Genomic DNA, 15,059 nt, shown 5'->3' on the forward strand with positions numbered 1-15,059 from the left:
GGGATTCGTGCGTCTTCGCGCGTCCGCCGGCGGCTTCCCCGATCCCGAGGAGACTCCCATGCTGACCCTGATTCACCTGTTCTCTGCGCTACGACTGCTGACCGACTGCCGGGCCGTGCACAGCGGCAGCCTGGCAGTCCGGGAGTCCCTGATCGGGGCCCGCGCCGCGACTCGAAACCCACGTATCGAAAGCGCATCCAGGAGAAAACGATGTTGAAGCAGCCCGCCACCAAGTACCGAGCATTTGAACCTGTCCGCCTTGCCGACCGCCGCTGGCCGGACAAGGTGATCACCGAGGCGCCGATCTGGCTCTCGACCGACTTGCGCGACGGCAACCAGGCGCTGTTCGAGCCGATGTCCGGCGCCGCCAAGCTCAAACTCTTCAAGACCCTCGTCGCGGTTGGCTTCAAGGAAATCGAAGTCGCGTTCCCTTCCGCCTCGCAGACCGATTTCGACTTCGTCCGCACGCTCATCGAAGGCGACCACATCCCGGACGACGTGACGATCGGCGTGCTGACCCAGGCGCGCGAGCACCTCATCCGCCGTACCTTCGAGTCGCTCGCCGGCGCGCGCCGCGCGATCGTGCACTTCTACAACGCCACCGCGCCGAACTTCCGCCGCATCGTGTTCAACACCGATCGCGAAGGCACCAAGGCGATTGCCGTAGAAAGTGCGCAACTCGTCCAGCAACTCGCCGCCGAACGGCCGGAAACGGACTGGACCTTCCAGTACAGCCCGGAAGTGTTCTCCGGCACCGAGCTCGAATTCGCCAAGGAAATCGTCGACGCCGTGACCGCCGTGTGGGCGCCGACGCCGGCCAAGCGCGTGATCATCAACCTGCCCGCGACGGTGGAGGGCGCCACGCCGAATGTGTACGCCGACCAGATCGAGTGGATGCATCGCAAGCTCGCACGCCGCGACGGCATCATCCTCAGCGTGCATCCGCACAACGACCGCGGTTGCGCGGTGGCGGCGGCCGAACTCGCGGTGATGGCGGGTGCCGACCGCATCGAAGGCTGCCTCTTCGGCAACGGCGAGCGCACCGGCAACGTCGACCTCGTGACGCTTGCGCTCAACCTCTACACCCAGGGCGTCGACCCGAAGCTCGACTTCTCTGACATCAACGCCGTCGCGCGCGTGGCGGAAGAGGTGACGCAGCTGCCGATCCACCCGCGCCACCCGTATGTGGGCGACCTTGTGTTCACCGCCTTCTCCGGATCGCACCAGGATGCGATCAAGAAGGGTCTCGCGGTGCAGGACCCCAACGCGATCTGGGAGGTGCCGTATCTTCCGGTCGATCCGAAGGACCTCGGCCGCAGCTACGAATCGGTGATCCGTGTGAACAGCCAGTCGGGCAAGGGCGGCATCGCCTACCTGCTCGAAGAGCACTACGGCGTTGCGATGCCGCGCCGCATGCAGGTGGAGTTCGCCGCCGAGGTACAGCGCCATCTCGACGATGTCGGTCGTGAGGTCAGCGCGCAGGAACTCTGGCGCATCTTCTGCGAGACGTATCTGGAGCGCGGCGCACCGGCCTACGTCGAACACCACCTCTTCGAGGCCGGCGAGCAGCAGGGCATCCGTATTACCACCCGCGACGTGGCCGGCGAGCAGGTGCGGGAAGGGCGCGGCAATGGCCCGCTCGACGCCGCGGTGCATGCGTTGGGCCTGCCGGTGCGCGTCGTGTCCTTTGAAGAGCGCTCGCTGTCGGCCGGTTCGGATGCGCGAGCGGTCGCTTTCGTCGAAATCGTCATGGATGGGGTTGCCGGCAGCGCCTTTGGCGCCGGTCTGCACGGCAATGTCACGACGGCGGCGATTCTCGCACTGGTCAGCGCGGTCGCCCGCGCACGGCAAAGACTTTCCACCTTCGACCAACCTGTCCCGGCGCCGGTGTGATCCGCCGCGTGCCGGACTTACGGCGGTGCCCGCGCCACAAGCGCGGCGCCGGCCGGCTCGCCAAACCGGCAATTGTTGAGTAAAATACTCAACAATTCTTGAGTCTGCGCCACCACAAGTGGCGCTTTTCATTCATGCGTCACCCGCGCCTCGTCCTTTTTGCGGTTTGCAGCGTTGCCCTGATGTCCACCGTGGGCGTCGCGCTGCCGTATCCGATCCTCTCGCCGCTCTTCATCGACGGCCCGGTCAATGGTTTTACCCACTGGCTGGGGCTGGACCCGAAGCTGCTGCTCGGCATTGCGATCGCGCTCAACCCGCTCGGCATCCTGCTCGGCAGCGTCGTGCTGGGGCCGATGTCCGACCGCTACGGCCGCCGCCGCATCATGCTCGGTACGCTGACGCTTGCGATCGCCGGCTATGCGCTGAGCGCGCTGGCCCTGTTCGGCGAAAACTACCCGCTCTTCGCGCTGGCCCGTTTCGCGACCGGTCTGTGCGAGGGTAATGCCGCGATCGCGCGGGCGATTGCCGCAGACCTGCACCCGCAAATCGACAAGACGCGTTCCTTCTCGATGGTCAATGCGGCGCTCTACATCGGCTGGCTGGTCGGCCCCTTGCTGGGCGGATTCCTGATGCCCTTCGGCGGCTGGGTGCCCTTCGTCGTGGCGGCGGCGATGATGCTGCCGGCACTGACACTGCTCGCCTGGCTGGTGCCGAATACCGGTGCCAAGGTCGACCTGAGCGGTCGCGGCTGGATCACCTTTGCGCGCGAGCAGCATGCGCTGCGCCTGCTAGACGATGTGGAGGTGCGCCGTGTGTTCTGGCTGCAACTGGCCTTCACATTCGGCCTCAACGGTTTCTATGAGTTCTATCCGCTGTGGCTGGTCGAGTTCGCGCGACTGGGGCCGAGCGGCATTTCATGGGTCACCGCGGGCCTGTGCCTGTTGATGACGCTGATGAGCGCGCTGGTGTGGCCGCGCATCGGCCCGCGCTTTGCTCCGCTCGCTGCCGCGAGCACCACGGCGGCACTGGCGGCTGCCGGATTTGCCGTGCTCGCCACCGGCGCACGCCTGCCCGGGCTGGCGGTCATCGTATTGCTGGGGCTGCCGCTGGCGGTGTACGGCACGTCAATGCCGGTGTACTGGTCGCAGCGCTTTGATCGACATGGCCAGGGCGCGGTGATGGGGCTGCTGTCGACGACCTTCTGCCTCGCCAACGTCGCGGTGGCGTTGATCGGCGCCGCGCTGATCCTGCTGGATACCCGGCTGGTGCTGGCGCTCAGCGCGCTGGCCTGCGGCCTTGCCGCCTGGCGCCTGGCGGCGCTGCGGCGCGACGGTCGCGCGGCGGCCGCGACGGTCTGATCTGCCATGTTCAACATTCGTGCTGCCACCAGCCGGGATGCAGTGGCGGTTGCCGACGTGCTGCTCAGTTCGCGCCGGCAACTCATGCCCCAGATTCCGCTCGCCCACGATGAAGCGTCGGTGCGCAAGTGGGTGGCATTGCACCTGATTCCTTGCGGGCACGTGATCGTGGCCGAACGCAAGCAGCGCATCGTCGGCTTCTGTGCGCTCGCCGAGCGCGGCGGCTATGGCTGGATCGACCAGCTCTATGTCCGCCCCGATGCAATCGACACCGGCGTCGGCAGCGCTTTGCTCGGCTATGCGATTTGCAATCTGCCTTTCCCGGTTCGCCTCTGGTGCTTCCGAGACAACCCACGCGCCTGCGGCTTTTATGAACGGCGCGGCTTCGAAGTGAAACTGCGTCGCGAAGGCACGGCTGCGGACAACGAAGAGGGGCTGCCGGACCTGTTGTACGAGTTGCCGGACCGCCGCCTCGACGACTGAACGCGTCGGCGCCTCAGTCCTCGTCGTCCTTGGGTTCGGACAGCGCCAGCACCCACTCCAGCGCCGCCATGCGTGCGTGCGCTGCGCGCACAGTGGGGACCGCCATCGCCCGGCAGGCCGCGAACAGCGAGACCGGATCGCCGCGCTCACCTGCCTCCGCAATAGCCAGCCAGCCGGCGTAGGGGCCGCTGCGCGAGAGCAGGGCTTCGCGCACCGCGGGCGAGATCGCAAGGGGCGCCAGCGCGGTCTCCATCGGCACCTGCAGCAGCATGTCGAGCATCGAGAAGAGTCCGGCCACGAACAACTCATCGCGTGCGTCGGGCGCCAGGCGTTCGGCCAGCACTTCGAGCATCCGGCCGCGCACCAGCGCTGCTTCCATTTGCCCGTTGCCGGGCTCGCGCTCGCTGCTCGCAACCACCAGCAGTGCGAGCCATCGGTACAACTGCTGGCGGCCGAGCAGCAGCAGCGCCTGTTCGATCGACCCGATCGCGTGCCCGAGGCCGCCTTGTGAAGTGTTCACGAAGCGTAGCAGGCGGTAGGACAGGGCCATGTCCTGCTTGAGCACCGCGGCGATCTCGTGGTTCTCGCTGTCGGCGCCAATCTGCGCCAGCAGCGTTGCGACACGCAGCGGTTCGGGCGCAATCGGCCGGCCCCGCCAGTCGCCGCGCTGATGTACGAAGGCCCCCGCCGCGAGCACACATCCAAGCGGCCACACCGCGTCGAGTGCGTCGACCGTGTCCACCTGCAGGGCGACGCGCGGCACCAACGGGTAGTGCTGGTTCAGGTGCGCCACACAGCGTTGCAATGGGGCTGCGGCCTGCGAGAAATCGAGAATGAAGTGGTCGGCCAGCCAGGCCAGCGACTCGAACCAGGCTTCCCCCGGGAGCGCGCGCAGCGCAAATCGCAGCCCGCCGCGCTGCAGGGCGCGGATCTGCTGCACCTGTTCGGGCGTCGCGCTCAGGTCTGTGAGCGGGGAAAGCAGCACCACTGCATTGAGGCCGGCCAGACGTGGGAGGTCGCTGTGCGTGAGGCTGGCCGGGTCCAGCCGCAGCCAGGCGCTGCGTGTCTCCGGCCAGTGGGCCGACAGCGCCAGCAGGCGTCCGATCAAGACCTCGTCGAGCAGGGCCCGGATGCGGTCTGAGTGCTCCGCCAGCTCGCTGCCACGGCCTGCTTGCAGCGAGAAGAGGTAGGCCTGCGCGCGTTGGCGCCGGTCGAGCAGGGTTTCCTGCAGCAACGCGCCTTCGGTTTGTGCATCGTCAGGCGCTGAGGGGCCCGCGTCCGGTGGCGCCGGATCGGTTGAAGGCGCGGGTTGCGCTTCGATCTGCGGTGTGGGGCTCGTGCTGCGCCCGAGGCCAAACAAGCGACCGATCCAGCCCAGCATGGCGGTGTTCCCCCGTGGCAGAAGTGCCCGCAGCATCCTGCCGCGGGCCGGGGAAAGTCAATTGCGGCGGGGGGTGTTCAGGCGAACAGCAGCGCGCCGGCGCCAGCGAGCGCGAAGCCGGCGATCTGCTGGGTGCGGCGGCCGGCGCTGGTTTCAGGCACACGGCGCGCGACCAGCCAGCCTGCCAGGTGCAACAGGGCACTGGCAGCGCCAAAGCCGGCGGCATAGGCGAGCAGCCCGGCGTCCCCCTTTTCGGCCACATGCGCCGCGCCGTGGAAGAGCGCGAAGCTCATTACCAGGGGCAGGCTTGCCGCGAGCGGCAGGCGCGCCATCGCGGCGATCATCAGGCCCAGCACCAGCACCGAGGCTGCGATACCGGCCTCGACCACCGGCAGCGCAAATCCAGCCTGCGCCACCCCGGCCGCAGCCAGCATCGTCAACACGAAGCCCACTGGCAGCGCCCAGCGCGCGGCGCCGTTCTGGCGCGCGGCATACAGGCCCACTGCCAGCATCGCGAGAAGATGGTCCACGCCGCCGAAGGGATGGGCGAAACCAGCGGCGAGGCTCATCGCCTCATGGCCGGGGTGCGCGAGTGCAGATCCCGATGCCACGACAAGGCCGGCAGCGAGCAGGGGGCGGATGGATCGCATGGGTGTTCTCCTTGGAAAGTCAGGCGGGGGCAAGCATGCCCTGGGTTTCAATGAAAGCGATGATGTCTGAAAGTCCTTGCCCGGATTTGAGATTGCTGAAAACAAATGGCTTTTCTCCGCGCATTTTTTTCGCGTCGCGGTCCATCACCTCCAGCGAGGCACCCACCAGCGGCGCCAGATCGATCTTGTTGATCACCAGCAGATCGCTCTTCGTGATGCCCGGGCCGCCCTTGCGTGGGATCTTGTCGCCGGCCGAGACGTCAATCACGTAAAGCGTGAGGTCCGAGAGCTCGGGCGAAAAAGTCGCTGCGAGGTTGTCGCCGCCGGATTCGACAAAGATGATTTCCAGGCCAGCGAAACGCTGGTTCAGGCGGTCGATCGCTTCAAGGTTGATCGAGGCGTCTTCGCGGATCGCGGTGTGCGGGCAGCCGCCGGTTTCCACGCCGATGATCCGTTCCGGCGCCAGCGCTTCGTTGCGCACGAGGAACTGCGCGTCCTCGGCGGTGTAGATGTCGTTGGTGACGACAGCGATGTTGTACTTCTCGCGCAGTGCCTGGCACAGCGCAAGGGTCAGGGCGGTCTTGCCGGAGCCGACGGGGCCGCCGATGCCGACGCGGAGGGCTTGTTGGGTAGTCATGGTCTTGGCTTCTTCAATGTGACAGACGTCGCCACGCAGACGGACGTGGCGAGTTGCTTGGGCTGAGCTTCGCACGGCCCAAGGTGTGGCGCACGGGTTTGGAGTTGCGGCTCGCGATTGCCGGTAATGGTCTGCACGCGTGCATTGGCCGGGGTCCCGCCCCCGGCGGGCGTGTTACTTCTTTTGCTTCGCCAAAAGAAGTAACCAAGAAAAGGCGACCCGGCGTTCGCGGTCAGGCACTGCGTGCCTGACTTCCCTGCGCTGCTCGCGAAATCGGGCGGCTGCGGAACTCGCGCCGGGCTACGCCCGCCGCTCAGACAGTCCTCGCCGTCGTCGCTACGCGCCGATCCCCCGAGTTCGCTGCGCGGCTCGGCGCTCTCGACGGGACCCAAAGTCAAAACCATCGGTTGAGCAACGCGTGTGTGATGTTCGTAGCTTGGATGACGGAGAGCGGAATCCGGGGTGGACGTATCCAGATGTTCAAGCGCACCTGCCGGATTCCGGCCGGCGGCCTGCATCCGGGCTACGAGCAGCCTGCAACGGGCGATCGTCGACGCTTTTCGATCCCCCTCTGAAACGCCGAGCAGCACAGAAGCATCGGGTTCCGCCGCATGGCGGCGGTGGCGAGGACTGTTTGAGGCCCGCAGGGCCGAGTTCCGCAGCCACCCGATGTTTCGAGCAGCACAGGGCACCCCTTGCGCAGCAAGGGGCGTTGAAGCGGGGCGACTTTCTTTGGGTACTTTCTTTGTTCGTACAAAGAAAGTACCCCGCCCGCCGGGGCGGGGCCCGGCTTGAACGGCCAAGCTGCAACACGGCGACAAATGCACCGAAGTCGAAAGAAGAGAAACACGCTCGCCGTTCATGACCTGAACAACCTCGTGTACTGCCCTTCATGCATCGCACTCGCCCACGCCAGCCCCGGCGTAAAGTTCTCCCATTCATCCGGCGCGATCGTCATCGCCGCACGTGCGAGCGCGGGGATCGGTTCGCCGAGGGCGACGAGCAGGCGTTGGCCGGCGCTTTGGCCGAGCGGCACGATCTTGACCGCGGCCATCACCTGGTTTTCAAGCCAGGCCCACAGGTAGGCGACGATCGCGTCTTCCGGCGGCAGGGTCCAGGCAGCGGCGGCAGCGGACCAGGCGGCGGGGTAGGAGAGTTCGCCGATGCCGGTCAGCGCCTGGCGGGTGAAGGCCGGCAAGGTTTCCAGTTCGCGCAGCAGGCGCGCGCAGGAGTAGCCCATCTGCACGGTCTCGGCGCGCAGTTCCATGGATTCTCGTGTAGCGAGGAACTCGGCGTCGAGCCGCAACACTTCGCTCACTTCGCCGGTGCGCCAGGCACGCATCATCGCGACCAGCGCGGGCGCTTCGCAGCGCGCGATGCCATAGCGCATCAGGTCGCCGATCCAGTCGCGCGCCTGCGCTTCGTTACTGACCCAGCCGCACTCCACCGCCCACTCGAGCCCTTGCGAATAGCTGAAGGCGCCGACCGGCAGGGCCGGGCTGGCGAGATGCAGCAGGCGCGTCAGCGCGGCGAGCGAGCTCACGCGGCGGCCTCCATTGAGGCAAGTGTCTTGCCAAAGCAGATCGCCTCGGGCCGCCCGATGTAGCGGCCGTAGTTGGGGATCTCGCGATAGCCGTGGGCGCGGTAGAAGGCGACCGCGGTGAGGTTCACGCGCCGGGTTTCCAGCCACAACTCGCGAAAGCCATCGGCGGCGGCGCTGTGTTCAAGTTCAGCAAGCAGGCTGCGTCCGATGCCGCCGCCGCGTGTGCGCGCAAACATGCGCTTGAGCTCGGCGACGCCCGGCTGCAGTGGGCGGTAGGCGCCGCAGCCCACGGCTTCACCGCTCGCGTCGCGGGCGATCACGAAGCGCGCGCCGGGCCCGCGTACGTCGGCGGGGTCGAAGCTACTGCGGCCACTATCGCCGGTGATTGCGGCGAGCGTGTCGGACAGCGCATCGAGCAAGGCCCGCGCGTCGTCTGAATCCGGTGCGGCGGTGCTAATGCTCAGGCTCATGCGCCGGCCATCATGTGGATCTTGGCTTCGGTGGCGCCGCGTTCGCTATGGTGGTGGCCGTGGGCGTAGGCACCGGCCTCCGGCTCGAATGCGGCGGTCACGGGACGCACTTGCGCGCCGAGCCCGATCAGCATGGTTTCCAGCACATGGTCGGCCTGGATGCGCAGCCAGCCGGCACCGACCTGCACCGCCACATGGCGGTTGCCAAGATGGTAGGCGGCGCGGGCGAGTTCAAAGGCACTCGCGCACTGCGCTTCGAGCAGTGACTCGGGCGCCGACACCACTTCAACGATGCGGCCATCCTTGGCCTGCAGCAGATCGCCGCCGCGCAGGATCGTGCCGCGTGGCAGGAACAGCCCGACTTCCTCAGCGCTGGCCAGTGTGGTGCGCAGCCGGCTCTTGGTGCGGGCGTCGAAGTTCAGAACCAGTTTTTCGGTCGGCGTGGCGTCGCCGGTGTAGAGGGATTCGATCAGCAGCATGATTCAAGCGGGCGCCAGATGCAGCGCCTTTTCCATGAAAACGGAGAGCGGATCTTCAGCGTAGTCGCCGAAGGGCGGGCGTGTGCGGTAGCCGGCGCGCTCATAGAGGCCCAGCGCTTCCGGCTGATGGATGCCGGTTTCGAGCCGGGTGAGCGGCAGGCCGGCATTCACCGCGTCGGCTTCGAGTGTGGCGAGCAAGCGGCGGGCGATGCCCAGGCCACGGCAGCGTGGTGCGACGAACATGCGCTTGATTTCGGCGTAGTCCGAATACGCGACGTAGGCACCGCAACCGACCACATCGCCGGCCAGCTGTGCCGCGAGAAAGCGCACATGCGGCTGCCGCAGCGTTTCGACGTCGAGCAAGTGATTGCTCTCGGCCGGGTAGAGCGCATGCATCAGCGCGTCCAGCTCGGCGATCAGGTCGCGGATCGCCGGCGCGCCGGGGTCGGCGGGCGCGATGCGAAGGTTGGCGACAGTGACCATGGTCAGAACAGGAAGTAGCGCTGCGCCATCGGCAGTACGCTGGCCGGCTCGCAGGTCAGCAACTCACCATCGGCACGCACCTGGTAGGTCTCGGCGTCGACGTCGATGCGGCCGCACCAGTCGTTGTGGATCATGTCGGCCTTGGTGACCCTGCGGATGTTCTTCACCGCCACCAGCGGTTTCGACAGACCGAGTTTCGCGACGCTGCCGTTGTCCAGCGCCGCCTGCGACACGAAGGTGACGGAGGTCTTCAGTGCGCCGCCGAAGCTGCCGAACATCGGGCGGTAGTGCACCGGCTGCGGCGTCGGGATCGAAGCGTTGGCGTCGCCCATCGCGGCCGCGGCGATCATGCCGCCCTTGATGATGAGGCTGGGCTTCACGCCGAAGAAGGCGGGCTTCCACACCACCAGGTCGGCGAGCTTGCCGACTTCGATCGAGCCGACTTCATGCGCGATGCCGTGTGCGATCGCCGGGTTGATCGTGTACTTGGCGATGTAGCGCTTGGCGCGGAAGTTGTCGTTGCGCTCACCGTCACCCGGCAGGGCGCCGCGCTGCACCTTCATCTTGTGCGCGGTCTGCCAGCAGCGGATCACCACTTCGCCGACACGGCCCATGGCCTGCGAGTCCGACGAGTACATCGAGATCGCGCCGATGTCGTGCAGGATGTCTTCGGCGGCAATGGTCTCGCGGCGGATGCGGCTCTCGGCGAAGGCCACGTCCTCAGCGATCGAGGCGTCGAGGTGGTGGCACACCATCAGCATGTCGAGATGCTCGTCGATGGTGTTCACGGTGTAGGGCCGCGTCGGGTTGGTCGAGCTCGGCAGCACGTTGGGCAGGCCGGCGAGCTTGACGATGTCCGGCGCATGGCCGCCGCCCGCCCCTTCGGTGTGGAAGGTGTGGATGGTGCGGCCCTTGAAGGCGGCGGCGGTGTCTTCGACGAAGCCCGATTCGTTGAGCGTGTCGGAGTGGATAGCGACCTGCACGTCGTACTGCTCGGCCACGGCGAGGCAGTTGTCGATCGCAGCCGGCGTCGTGCCCCAGTCTTCGTGCAGCTTGAGCCCGATCGCGCCGGCTTCGATCTGCTCGGCGAGCGGGCCTGGCAGGGATACGTTGCCCTTGCCGAGGAAGCCGAGGTTCATCGGGAAGGCATCGGCCGCTTCGAGCATGCGTGCGATGTGCCACGGGCCCGGCGTGCAGGTGGTCGCAAAGGTGCCGGTGGCCGGCCCGGTGCCGCCGCCCAGCATGGTGGTCACGCCGCTCATCAGCGCTTCGTCGATCTGCTGCGGGCAGATGAAGTGGATGTGCGTGTCGATGCCGCCAGCGGTGACGATCATGCCCTCGCCGGCGATGATCTCGGTGCCGGCGCCGATCGCAATGGTGATGCCGGGCTGGATGTCCGGGTTGCCGGCCTTGCCGATCGCGGCGATGCGGCCTGCCTTGATCGCGATGTCAGCCTTGACGATGCCCCAGTGGTCCAGGATCAGCGCGTTGGTGATCACCGTGTCGGCCACTTCATGCGAGAGCTTCTGGCCCTGGCCCATGCCGTCGCGGATCACCTTGCCGCCGCCGAACTTCACTTCCTCGCCGTAGAGGGTGTAGTCCTTCTCGACTTCGATCCAGAGTTCGGTGTCAGCGAGGCGCACGCGGTCGCCGGTGGTGGGGCCGAACATTTCCGCATAGGCGCGGCGCGAGATTTTCGCCATTACAGATCTCCCATCACGAGGCCGCGGAAACCGAAGACCTTGCGCTCGCCCGCGAGCGCGACCAGCGTGACCGTGCGGGTCTGGCCCGGCTCGAAGCGCACCGCGGTGCCCGCGGCGATGTCGAGACGGAAGCCGTGTGCGGCGGCGCGGTCGAAATCCAGCGCCGCGTTGGTTTCAGCGAAGTGGTAGTGCGAGCCGACCTGGATCGGGCGGTCGCCGGTATTCGCGACGACTACGGTAATCGTTGGCCGGCCGGCGTTGAGTTCGATGTCGCCCTCGGGCGTGTCGAGTTCTCCGGGAATCATGCGGCGTTCCTCCGGAACAGGGTCTTGTAGTAAATCGCGTTTGCAGCCCACACGCCTTCGGGCGAGCAGGCGTATTCGGGCAGACCGCCGGCGTAGTGCCAGCCGAGTGCGCGGTAGAAGGCTTCAGCCGGCGAGCCGGCTTCGGTGTCGAGAAAGAGCAGTCCGCGCTGCATGGAGAAGGCCGCGTCTTCAGCCGTAGCCATCAGCGCGCGGGCAATGCCAAGCCGGCGCGCGGTCTGCATCACCATCAGCTTCTGCACCTCGGCGCGGTTACGGCCGTTCTGGCGCATCGCCAGCTCGAGCTGCACGCTGCCGAGGGCATTTCCAGCGTCGAGCGCGAGCCAGATCATGCGCGAGCCGTCTGCGACCGAAGCGGCGAGTCCGTCCACCCATGCCAGTGCGGTTTCGCGCGAGATCGGCAGCACGAAACCGACCGAGGCGCCGCCCTCGACGGCGTCGATCAGCAGCGTCGCGAGTGCGTCGCGATGGGTGGCGAAGGTGCTCGGCGTCAGCCGCTCGATCTGCATACGCTAGCCGCCGCGGGCGCCGAATCTGTAGTTGCGCGATTCGACCGGTTTGGCTGCGGCGCTCGGTGTCGTGGCCGGCATCGGTGCAGTCGCGACGGCGCGCGGCAGCAGCTGTTCGCGCAGCGTCAGCAGCATCACCAGCAAGTCTTCATCGTCGGCGAGATCCTCGATTTCGGCGAGCCGGGTGCGGGCGTATTCGGCGTCCTGCACCAGGCGGTCGAGGTCGACGCTCTGGTCGAGCTGGCGGCGGACCTGAAGCTTGAAACGGGCGAGCAGGCGGGCGTGTTCGATCTTGTCGTCCATGGCGGGTCGTCGGTCTGCAGAGTCAGGGAATCGGGTGGTGCACGGTGACGAGCTTGGTGCCGTCGGGGAAGGTGGCTTCGACCTGGATCTCGGGGATCAGCTCGGGTACGCCGTCCATCACGTCGTCGCGGGCGAGCAGCGTGGTGCCGTAGCTCATCAGTTCGGCGACGGTGCGCCCGTCGCGCGCGCCTTCCATGATCGCGGCCGAGATGAAGGCGACCGCCTCCGGATAGTTGAGCTTGAGCCCGCGCGCACGGCGACGCTCGGCCAGCAGTGCAGCGGTGAAGATCAGCAGCTTGTCTTTTTCGCGGGGCGTCAGTTCCATGGGGTTCTCGCGGAAATCATGTGTTCCAGATGCGGGGCGGGCAGGCCGGGCGGTTCAGCAGTGCCGGCCGGACGATGGCCCAGAGGGCGGCGAACCAGTGGCGCGCGGCCTCGGCGTCGTCGCCGCGGTAGCGGGCCACCAGCAGGCCGGGCAGGCGGGTGACGGCGCCTAACCCGGCCGTGGGGCTTTCATTACGGCACGCTTCGACCAGCGTGGCGTCGATGTCGCGTGCAGCCACCAGCAGGCTGCCGAAGACGCTGGCGCCGCCGAGCACCGCACGCGAGCCAAGGCGTGGGTCGTCGCCGCGCAGCCGTGCCTGTTCGACAAAGACAGGGCGACCGTCACGTGCGATGCGTATCGCGGTGTCCATGCGGCCGTGCGTGAAGCGTTCGCCGCGCGCGCGGCGGCCCAGGCACCACAGATCGAAGCCGATGAAGCACGCGTTACCGCTCAGTTGCACGTCCAGCGTTGCATTCCCGTCGGCGCCGTCGAAGACCATGCTTTCCTGTGGCAACCATTCGAGGCTGCCCGCGTCGGCGACGCTCAGCTGAATCCTTTGCTCGGCCGGACGGCCGTCGGCGCGGTACCACTTGCCGGCGCCCGGAGTGGTCAGCAGCGCGTGGGCGCCTTCGCCCACCGACACGTCGATCGCCAGCGAGTCGCCGCCAGCAATGCCTGCCGGCGGATGCAGCAGGATCGCGTGGCTGACCGCGTCGCCTTCCGGATAGAGCGCCTTCTGCACCCGCAGTGGGCCGAGGTGTTCGCGGCGGATCAGGACGCTGCGCGCGTCGCGGCGTTCAAAACCCAGGGCGAGTCGGGCTCGCCACCCATGCGGGGATGCCGCGTGGCCGGCGCCGCCTGTGGCGACGTCCGGCACGCAGTCGATTTGGTCTGCTCTCTGCAAGGATTGGGTGTTCGCCCGCATACCCGGGCTTGAGCAAAACTCGGGCCACCGGAAGGCGACGTCCGGATATCAGGCGCGTGGGCGCCCATCCGCACCGGGCGCGGGCGAGTGGGCACCGGCGCGGTGCTGTGCTAATCGATGTGGATTATTGCGGCACCAGACTGGTGCGTGGCTCGTGGGCTATTGCCGGATCTCGCCGAGGTTGCCCGGCCCGGGCAGGGCTTCGCTGGCGCGCCAGGGGTTGATATCGAGGCCGCCGCGCCGGGTGTAGCGGGCCCACACTTCCAGCCGTTGCGGGTGGCACTGGCGGGTGACATCGACAAAGATGCGCTCCACGCATTGCTCGTGGAATTCGTTGTGGGTGCGGAAGGAGCAGATGTAGCGCAGCAGGCCGGCGCGGTCGATGGCCGGGCCGCTGTAGCGGATCACCACCATGCCCCAGTCGGGTTGCCCGGTGACGAGGCAGTTCGACTTGAGCAGGTGCGAGTACAGCGTTTCTTCGACCACCGGGCCGCCGGCCGTCAGCAACAGCGGTGCCGGTTCGTAGGTGTCGATATCGATGTCGAGCGTGTCGAGCAGCACGCCCTCGGGGTAGCCGAGCGGGCGCGCGGGGCGCTGGTCCAGCGTCTGGAGCGCCACGGTGACCGATGCGCCTGCGGCCGCGGAAAGATCGCGGGCGATCGTCGCCTCGACTTCGGCGAGCGTTGCAAAGCGCGTCTGGTTGAAGCTGTTGAAGTACAACTTCAATGATTTTGATTCGATCAGGTTCGGCGACGCCGCCGGTACCGTGAGCGTGCCGATCGCGACGACCGGCTTGCCGCGCGGGTTCAGCCACGACAACTCGTAGGCGTTCCACAAGTCGTGCCCGGTGAAGGGCAGGTCGGCACCGATGCCGATTTCGGCGCGCTTGCCGCTACGCGGAATCGGGAACAGAAGCTCTGGCGCATAGCGGTCGCAATAGGCCACGGCCTTGCCGAGCGGCGAGGCTTCCGGGGCGTTGCTGGGGTTCATTTCGGTACTCACCGGCGCGATTTTACTGGATGACACACTTTTTATAACTGCGAGGCACGTCGTACCCCTGCACAAATCCAATGTGACGCCTATATTGCAGTTAGGCCGATGACTTCGTATCGGTCGGTTCAGCGAAGGAGGGTCAATGGAGGTAAGTCCCCTTTCGGGGAGCGTCGTCCAGACACCCGATGCGCAGCAGGCTACTCAGGCTAGGGAAGCCGCCTCTGCCCGTCAGGCGCAGCAAGCGGAGCGTGCGAGGGCAGAAGAGCGCCCGGAACAGGCTCAGCAAGCTCAGCAGGTCGCCCAGACGACGAATCTCAATGGACAGACTATCGGACGAGTGATCAACGTCAAGGCGTAGCACTTCAAGATGCGGCCCTTCGAGGGCCAGTGGGGGCACAGCCCCCGGCGACTCCGTGTCGCCCGCGTGCCTGGCACGCAAACCCCGGTTCCGGGAGGCGGCTGCCTCAAGAACGGAACCAAAAGAAAGCCCGCTGAAAAGCGGGCTTTCTGTTTATTCGTGTCCCCGTCCTTCGGGGCATTCGCGCTTACTGTGCGCGCTGTTCCTTGTCGAGCTTTTCGAGGAACTCGGCGATGTCGTCGT

Annotated in this window: 18 protein-coding genes; 4 read left to right on the forward strand and 14 right to left on the reverse strand. The window is 66.9% G+C overall.

Annotated features, from left to right (window positions below; all coding sequences use genetic code 11):
• Positions 1-58: 58 nt before the first annotated feature.
• From GGR36_RS16950 to GGR36_RS16965, 4 genes are all read left to right on the forward strand, one after another.
• Positions 59-217, forward strand: a complete 159-nt coding sequence (locus GGR36_RS16950) for a hypothetical protein (protein WP_183635963.1) — start codon at positions 59-61, stop codon at positions 215-217.
• A complete protein-coding gene (leuA, locus tag GGR36_RS16955; protein WP_183635964.1) occupies positions 211-1,893 on the forward strand; it encodes a 2-isopropylmalate synthase in 1,683 nt (560 codons plus the stop codon). The genes GGR36_RS16950 and leuA overlap by 7 nt, the downstream gene beginning before the upstream one ends.
• 134 nt (positions 1,894-2,027) lie before the next feature.
• Positions 2,028-3,251: an MFS transporter gene (locus GGR36_RS16960; protein WP_183635965.1), complete on the forward strand. Its 1,224-nt coding sequence runs from the start codon at positions 2,028-2,030 to the stop codon at positions 3,249-3,251.
• 6 nt (positions 3,252-3,257) lie between these two features.
• Positions 3,258-3,734, forward strand: coding sequence for a GNAT family N-acetyltransferase (locus GGR36_RS16965; protein ID WP_183635966.1), 477 nt, complete (start codon positions 3,258-3,260; stop codon positions 3,732-3,734).
• Positions 3,735-3,747: 13 nt separating this feature from the next.
• Here the strand turns inward: GGR36_RS16965 and GGR36_RS16970 are convergent, their stop codons facing one another.
• From GGR36_RS16970 to queF, 14 genes are all read right to left on the reverse strand, one after another.
• On the reverse strand, positions 3,748-5,115 hold the full coding sequence (locus GGR36_RS16970) for an EAL and HDOD domain-containing protein (RefSeq protein WP_183635967.1): 1,368 nt from the start codon (positions 5,113-5,115) through the stop codon (positions 3,748-3,750).
• A 77-nt stretch (positions 5,116-5,192) separates the two neighbouring features.
• A complete protein-coding gene (locus GGR36_RS16975; RefSeq protein ID WP_183635968.1) occupies positions 5,193-5,765 on the reverse strand; it encodes a HupE/UreJ family protein in 573 nt (190 codons plus the stop codon).
• Positions 5,766-5,784: 19 nt separating this feature from the next.
• The gene (gene ureG / locus GGR36_RS16980) at positions 5,785-6,402 is read right to left on the reverse strand and encodes an urease accessory protein UreG (RefSeq protein WP_183635969.1); all 618 of its coding nucleotides are present in this window, start codon (positions 6,400-6,402) and stop codon (positions 5,785-5,787) included.
• A gap of 859 nt (positions 6,403-7,261) precedes the next feature.
• The gene (locus GGR36_RS16985; RefSeq protein WP_183635970.1) at positions 7,262-7,945 is read right to left on the reverse strand and encodes an urease accessory UreF family protein; all 684 of its coding nucleotides are present in this window, start codon (positions 7,943-7,945) and stop codon (positions 7,262-7,264) included.
• Positions 7,942-8,415, reverse strand: coding sequence for a GNAT family N-acetyltransferase (locus tag GGR36_RS16990; protein WP_183635971.1), 474 nt, complete (start codon positions 8,413-8,415; stop codon positions 7,942-7,944). Before GGR36_RS16990 ends, GGR36_RS16985 begins: the two co-directional genes overlap by 4 nt.
• The gene (gene ureE / locus GGR36_RS16995) at positions 8,412-8,894 is read right to left on the reverse strand and encodes an urease accessory protein UreE (RefSeq protein WP_183635972.1); all 483 of its coding nucleotides are present in this window, start codon (positions 8,892-8,894) and stop codon (positions 8,412-8,414) included. The genes GGR36_RS16990 and ureE overlap by 4 nt, the downstream gene beginning before the upstream one ends.
• A 3-nt stretch (positions 8,895-8,897) precedes the next feature.
• The gene (locus GGR36_RS17000; protein WP_183635973.1) at positions 8,898-9,377 is read right to left on the reverse strand and encodes a GNAT family N-acetyltransferase; all 480 of its coding nucleotides are present in this window, start codon (positions 9,375-9,377) and stop codon (positions 8,898-8,900) included.
• A 2-nt stretch (positions 9,378-9,379) separates the two neighbouring features.
• Positions 9,380-11,080 (reverse strand): urease subunit alpha, encoded by a 1,701-nt coding sequence (gene ureC / locus GGR36_RS17005; protein WP_183635974.1) that lies wholly within the window; start codon positions 11,078-11,080, stop codon positions 9,380-9,382.
• Positions 11,080-11,385 (reverse strand): urease subunit beta, encoded by a 306-nt coding sequence (locus GGR36_RS17010; RefSeq protein WP_183635975.1) that lies wholly within the window; start codon positions 11,383-11,385, stop codon positions 11,080-11,082. The genes ureC and GGR36_RS17010 overlap by 1 nt, the downstream gene beginning before the upstream one ends.
• On the reverse strand, positions 11,382-11,912 hold the full coding sequence (locus GGR36_RS17015; protein ID WP_183635976.1) for a GNAT family N-acetyltransferase: 531 nt from the start codon (positions 11,910-11,912) through the stop codon (positions 11,382-11,384). Before GGR36_RS17015 ends, GGR36_RS17010 begins: the two co-directional genes overlap by 4 nt.
• A gap of 3 nt (positions 11,913-11,915) precedes the next feature.
• Entirely contained in the window at positions 11,916-12,215 is a 300-nt protein-coding gene (locus tag GGR36_RS17020) for a hypothetical protein (protein WP_207064481.1), read from the reverse strand.
• Between the two features lie 22 nt (positions 12,216-12,237).
• Positions 12,238-12,540, reverse strand: a complete 303-nt coding sequence (locus GGR36_RS17025; RefSeq protein ID WP_183635977.1) for an urease subunit gamma — start codon at positions 12,538-12,540, stop codon at positions 12,238-12,240.
• A gap of 16 nt (positions 12,541-12,556) precedes the next feature.
• Positions 12,557-13,417 (reverse strand): urease accessory protein UreD, encoded by an 861-nt coding sequence (locus GGR36_RS17030; protein ID WP_338086712.1) that lies wholly within the window; start codon positions 13,415-13,417, stop codon positions 12,557-12,559.
• Between the two features lie 207 nt (positions 13,418-13,624).
• On the reverse strand, positions 13,625-14,455 hold the full coding sequence (gene queF, locus GGR36_RS17035) for an NADPH-dependent 7-cyano-7-deazaguanine reductase QueF (protein ID WP_183637230.1): 831 nt from the start codon (positions 14,453-14,455) through the stop codon (positions 13,625-13,627).
• Positions 14,456-15,059: the final 604 nt, after the last annotated feature.

Source organism: Niveibacterium umoris (assembly GCF_014197015.1).
Lineage (GTDB): Bacteria > Pseudomonadota > Gammaproteobacteria > Burkholderiales > Rhodocyclaceae > Niveibacterium > Niveibacterium umoris.

Excerpts from the sequence above, each read along its gene's own strand:
- GGR36_RS16950 (WP_183635963.1), top strand. The coding sequence starts at position 59 with ATGCTGACCCTGATTCACCTGTTCTCTGCGCTACGACTGCTGACCGAC.
- leuA (WP_183635964.1), top strand. The coding sequence starts at position 211 with ATGTTGAAGCAGCCCGCCACCAAGTACCGAGCATTTGAACCTGTCCGC.
- GGR36_RS16960 (WP_183635965.1), top strand. The coding sequence starts at position 2,028 with ATGCGTCACCCGCGCCTCGTCCTTTTTGCGGTTTGCAGCGTTGCCCTG.
- GGR36_RS16965 (WP_183635966.1), top strand. The coding sequence starts at position 3,258 with ATGTTCAACATTCGTGCTGCCACCAGCCGGGATGCAGTGGCGGTTGCC.
- GGR36_RS16970 (WP_183635967.1), bottom strand. The coding sequence starts at position 5,115 with ATGCTGGGCTGGATCGGTCGCTTGTTTGGCCTCGGGCGCAGCACGAGC.
- GGR36_RS16975 (WP_183635968.1), bottom strand. The coding sequence starts at position 5,765 with ATGCGATCCATCCGCCCCCTGCTCGCTGCCGGCCTTGTCGTGGCATCG.
- ureG (WP_183635969.1), bottom strand. The coding sequence starts at position 6,402 with ATGACTACCCAACAAGCCCTCCGCGTCGGCATCGGCGGCCCCGTCGGC.
- GGR36_RS16990 (WP_183635971.1), bottom strand. The coding sequence starts at position 8,415 with ATGAGCCTGAGCATTAGCACCGCCGCACCGGATTCAGACGACGCGCGG.
- ureE (WP_183635972.1), bottom strand. The coding sequence starts at position 8,894 with ATGCTGCTGATCGAATCCCTCTACACCGGCGACGCCACGCCGACCGAA.
- GGR36_RS17000 (WP_183635973.1), bottom strand. The coding sequence starts at position 9,377 with ATGGTCACTGTCGCCAACCTTCGCATCGCGCCCGCCGACCCCGGCGCG.
- ureC (WP_183635974.1), bottom strand. The coding sequence starts at position 11,080 with ATGGCGAAAATCTCGCGCCGCGCCTATGCGGAAATGTTCGGCCCCACC.
- GGR36_RS17010 (WP_183635975.1), bottom strand. The coding sequence starts at position 11,385 with ATGATTCCCGGAGAACTCGACACGCCCGAGGGCGACATCGAACTCAAC.
- GGR36_RS17015 (WP_183635976.1), bottom strand. The coding sequence starts at position 11,912 with ATGCAGATCGAGCGGCTGACGCCGAGCACCTTCGCCACCCATCGCGAC.
- GGR36_RS17020 (WP_207064481.1), bottom strand. The coding sequence starts at position 12,215 with ATGGACGACAAGATCGAACACGCCCGCCTGCTCGCCCGTTTCAAGCTT.
- GGR36_RS17025 (WP_183635977.1), bottom strand. The coding sequence starts at position 12,540 with ATGGAACTGACGCCCCGCGAAAAAGACAAGCTGCTGATCTTCACCGCT.
- queF (WP_183637230.1), bottom strand. The coding sequence starts at position 14,455 with ATGAACCCCAGCAACGCCCCGGAAGCCTCGCCGCTCGGCAAGGCCGTG.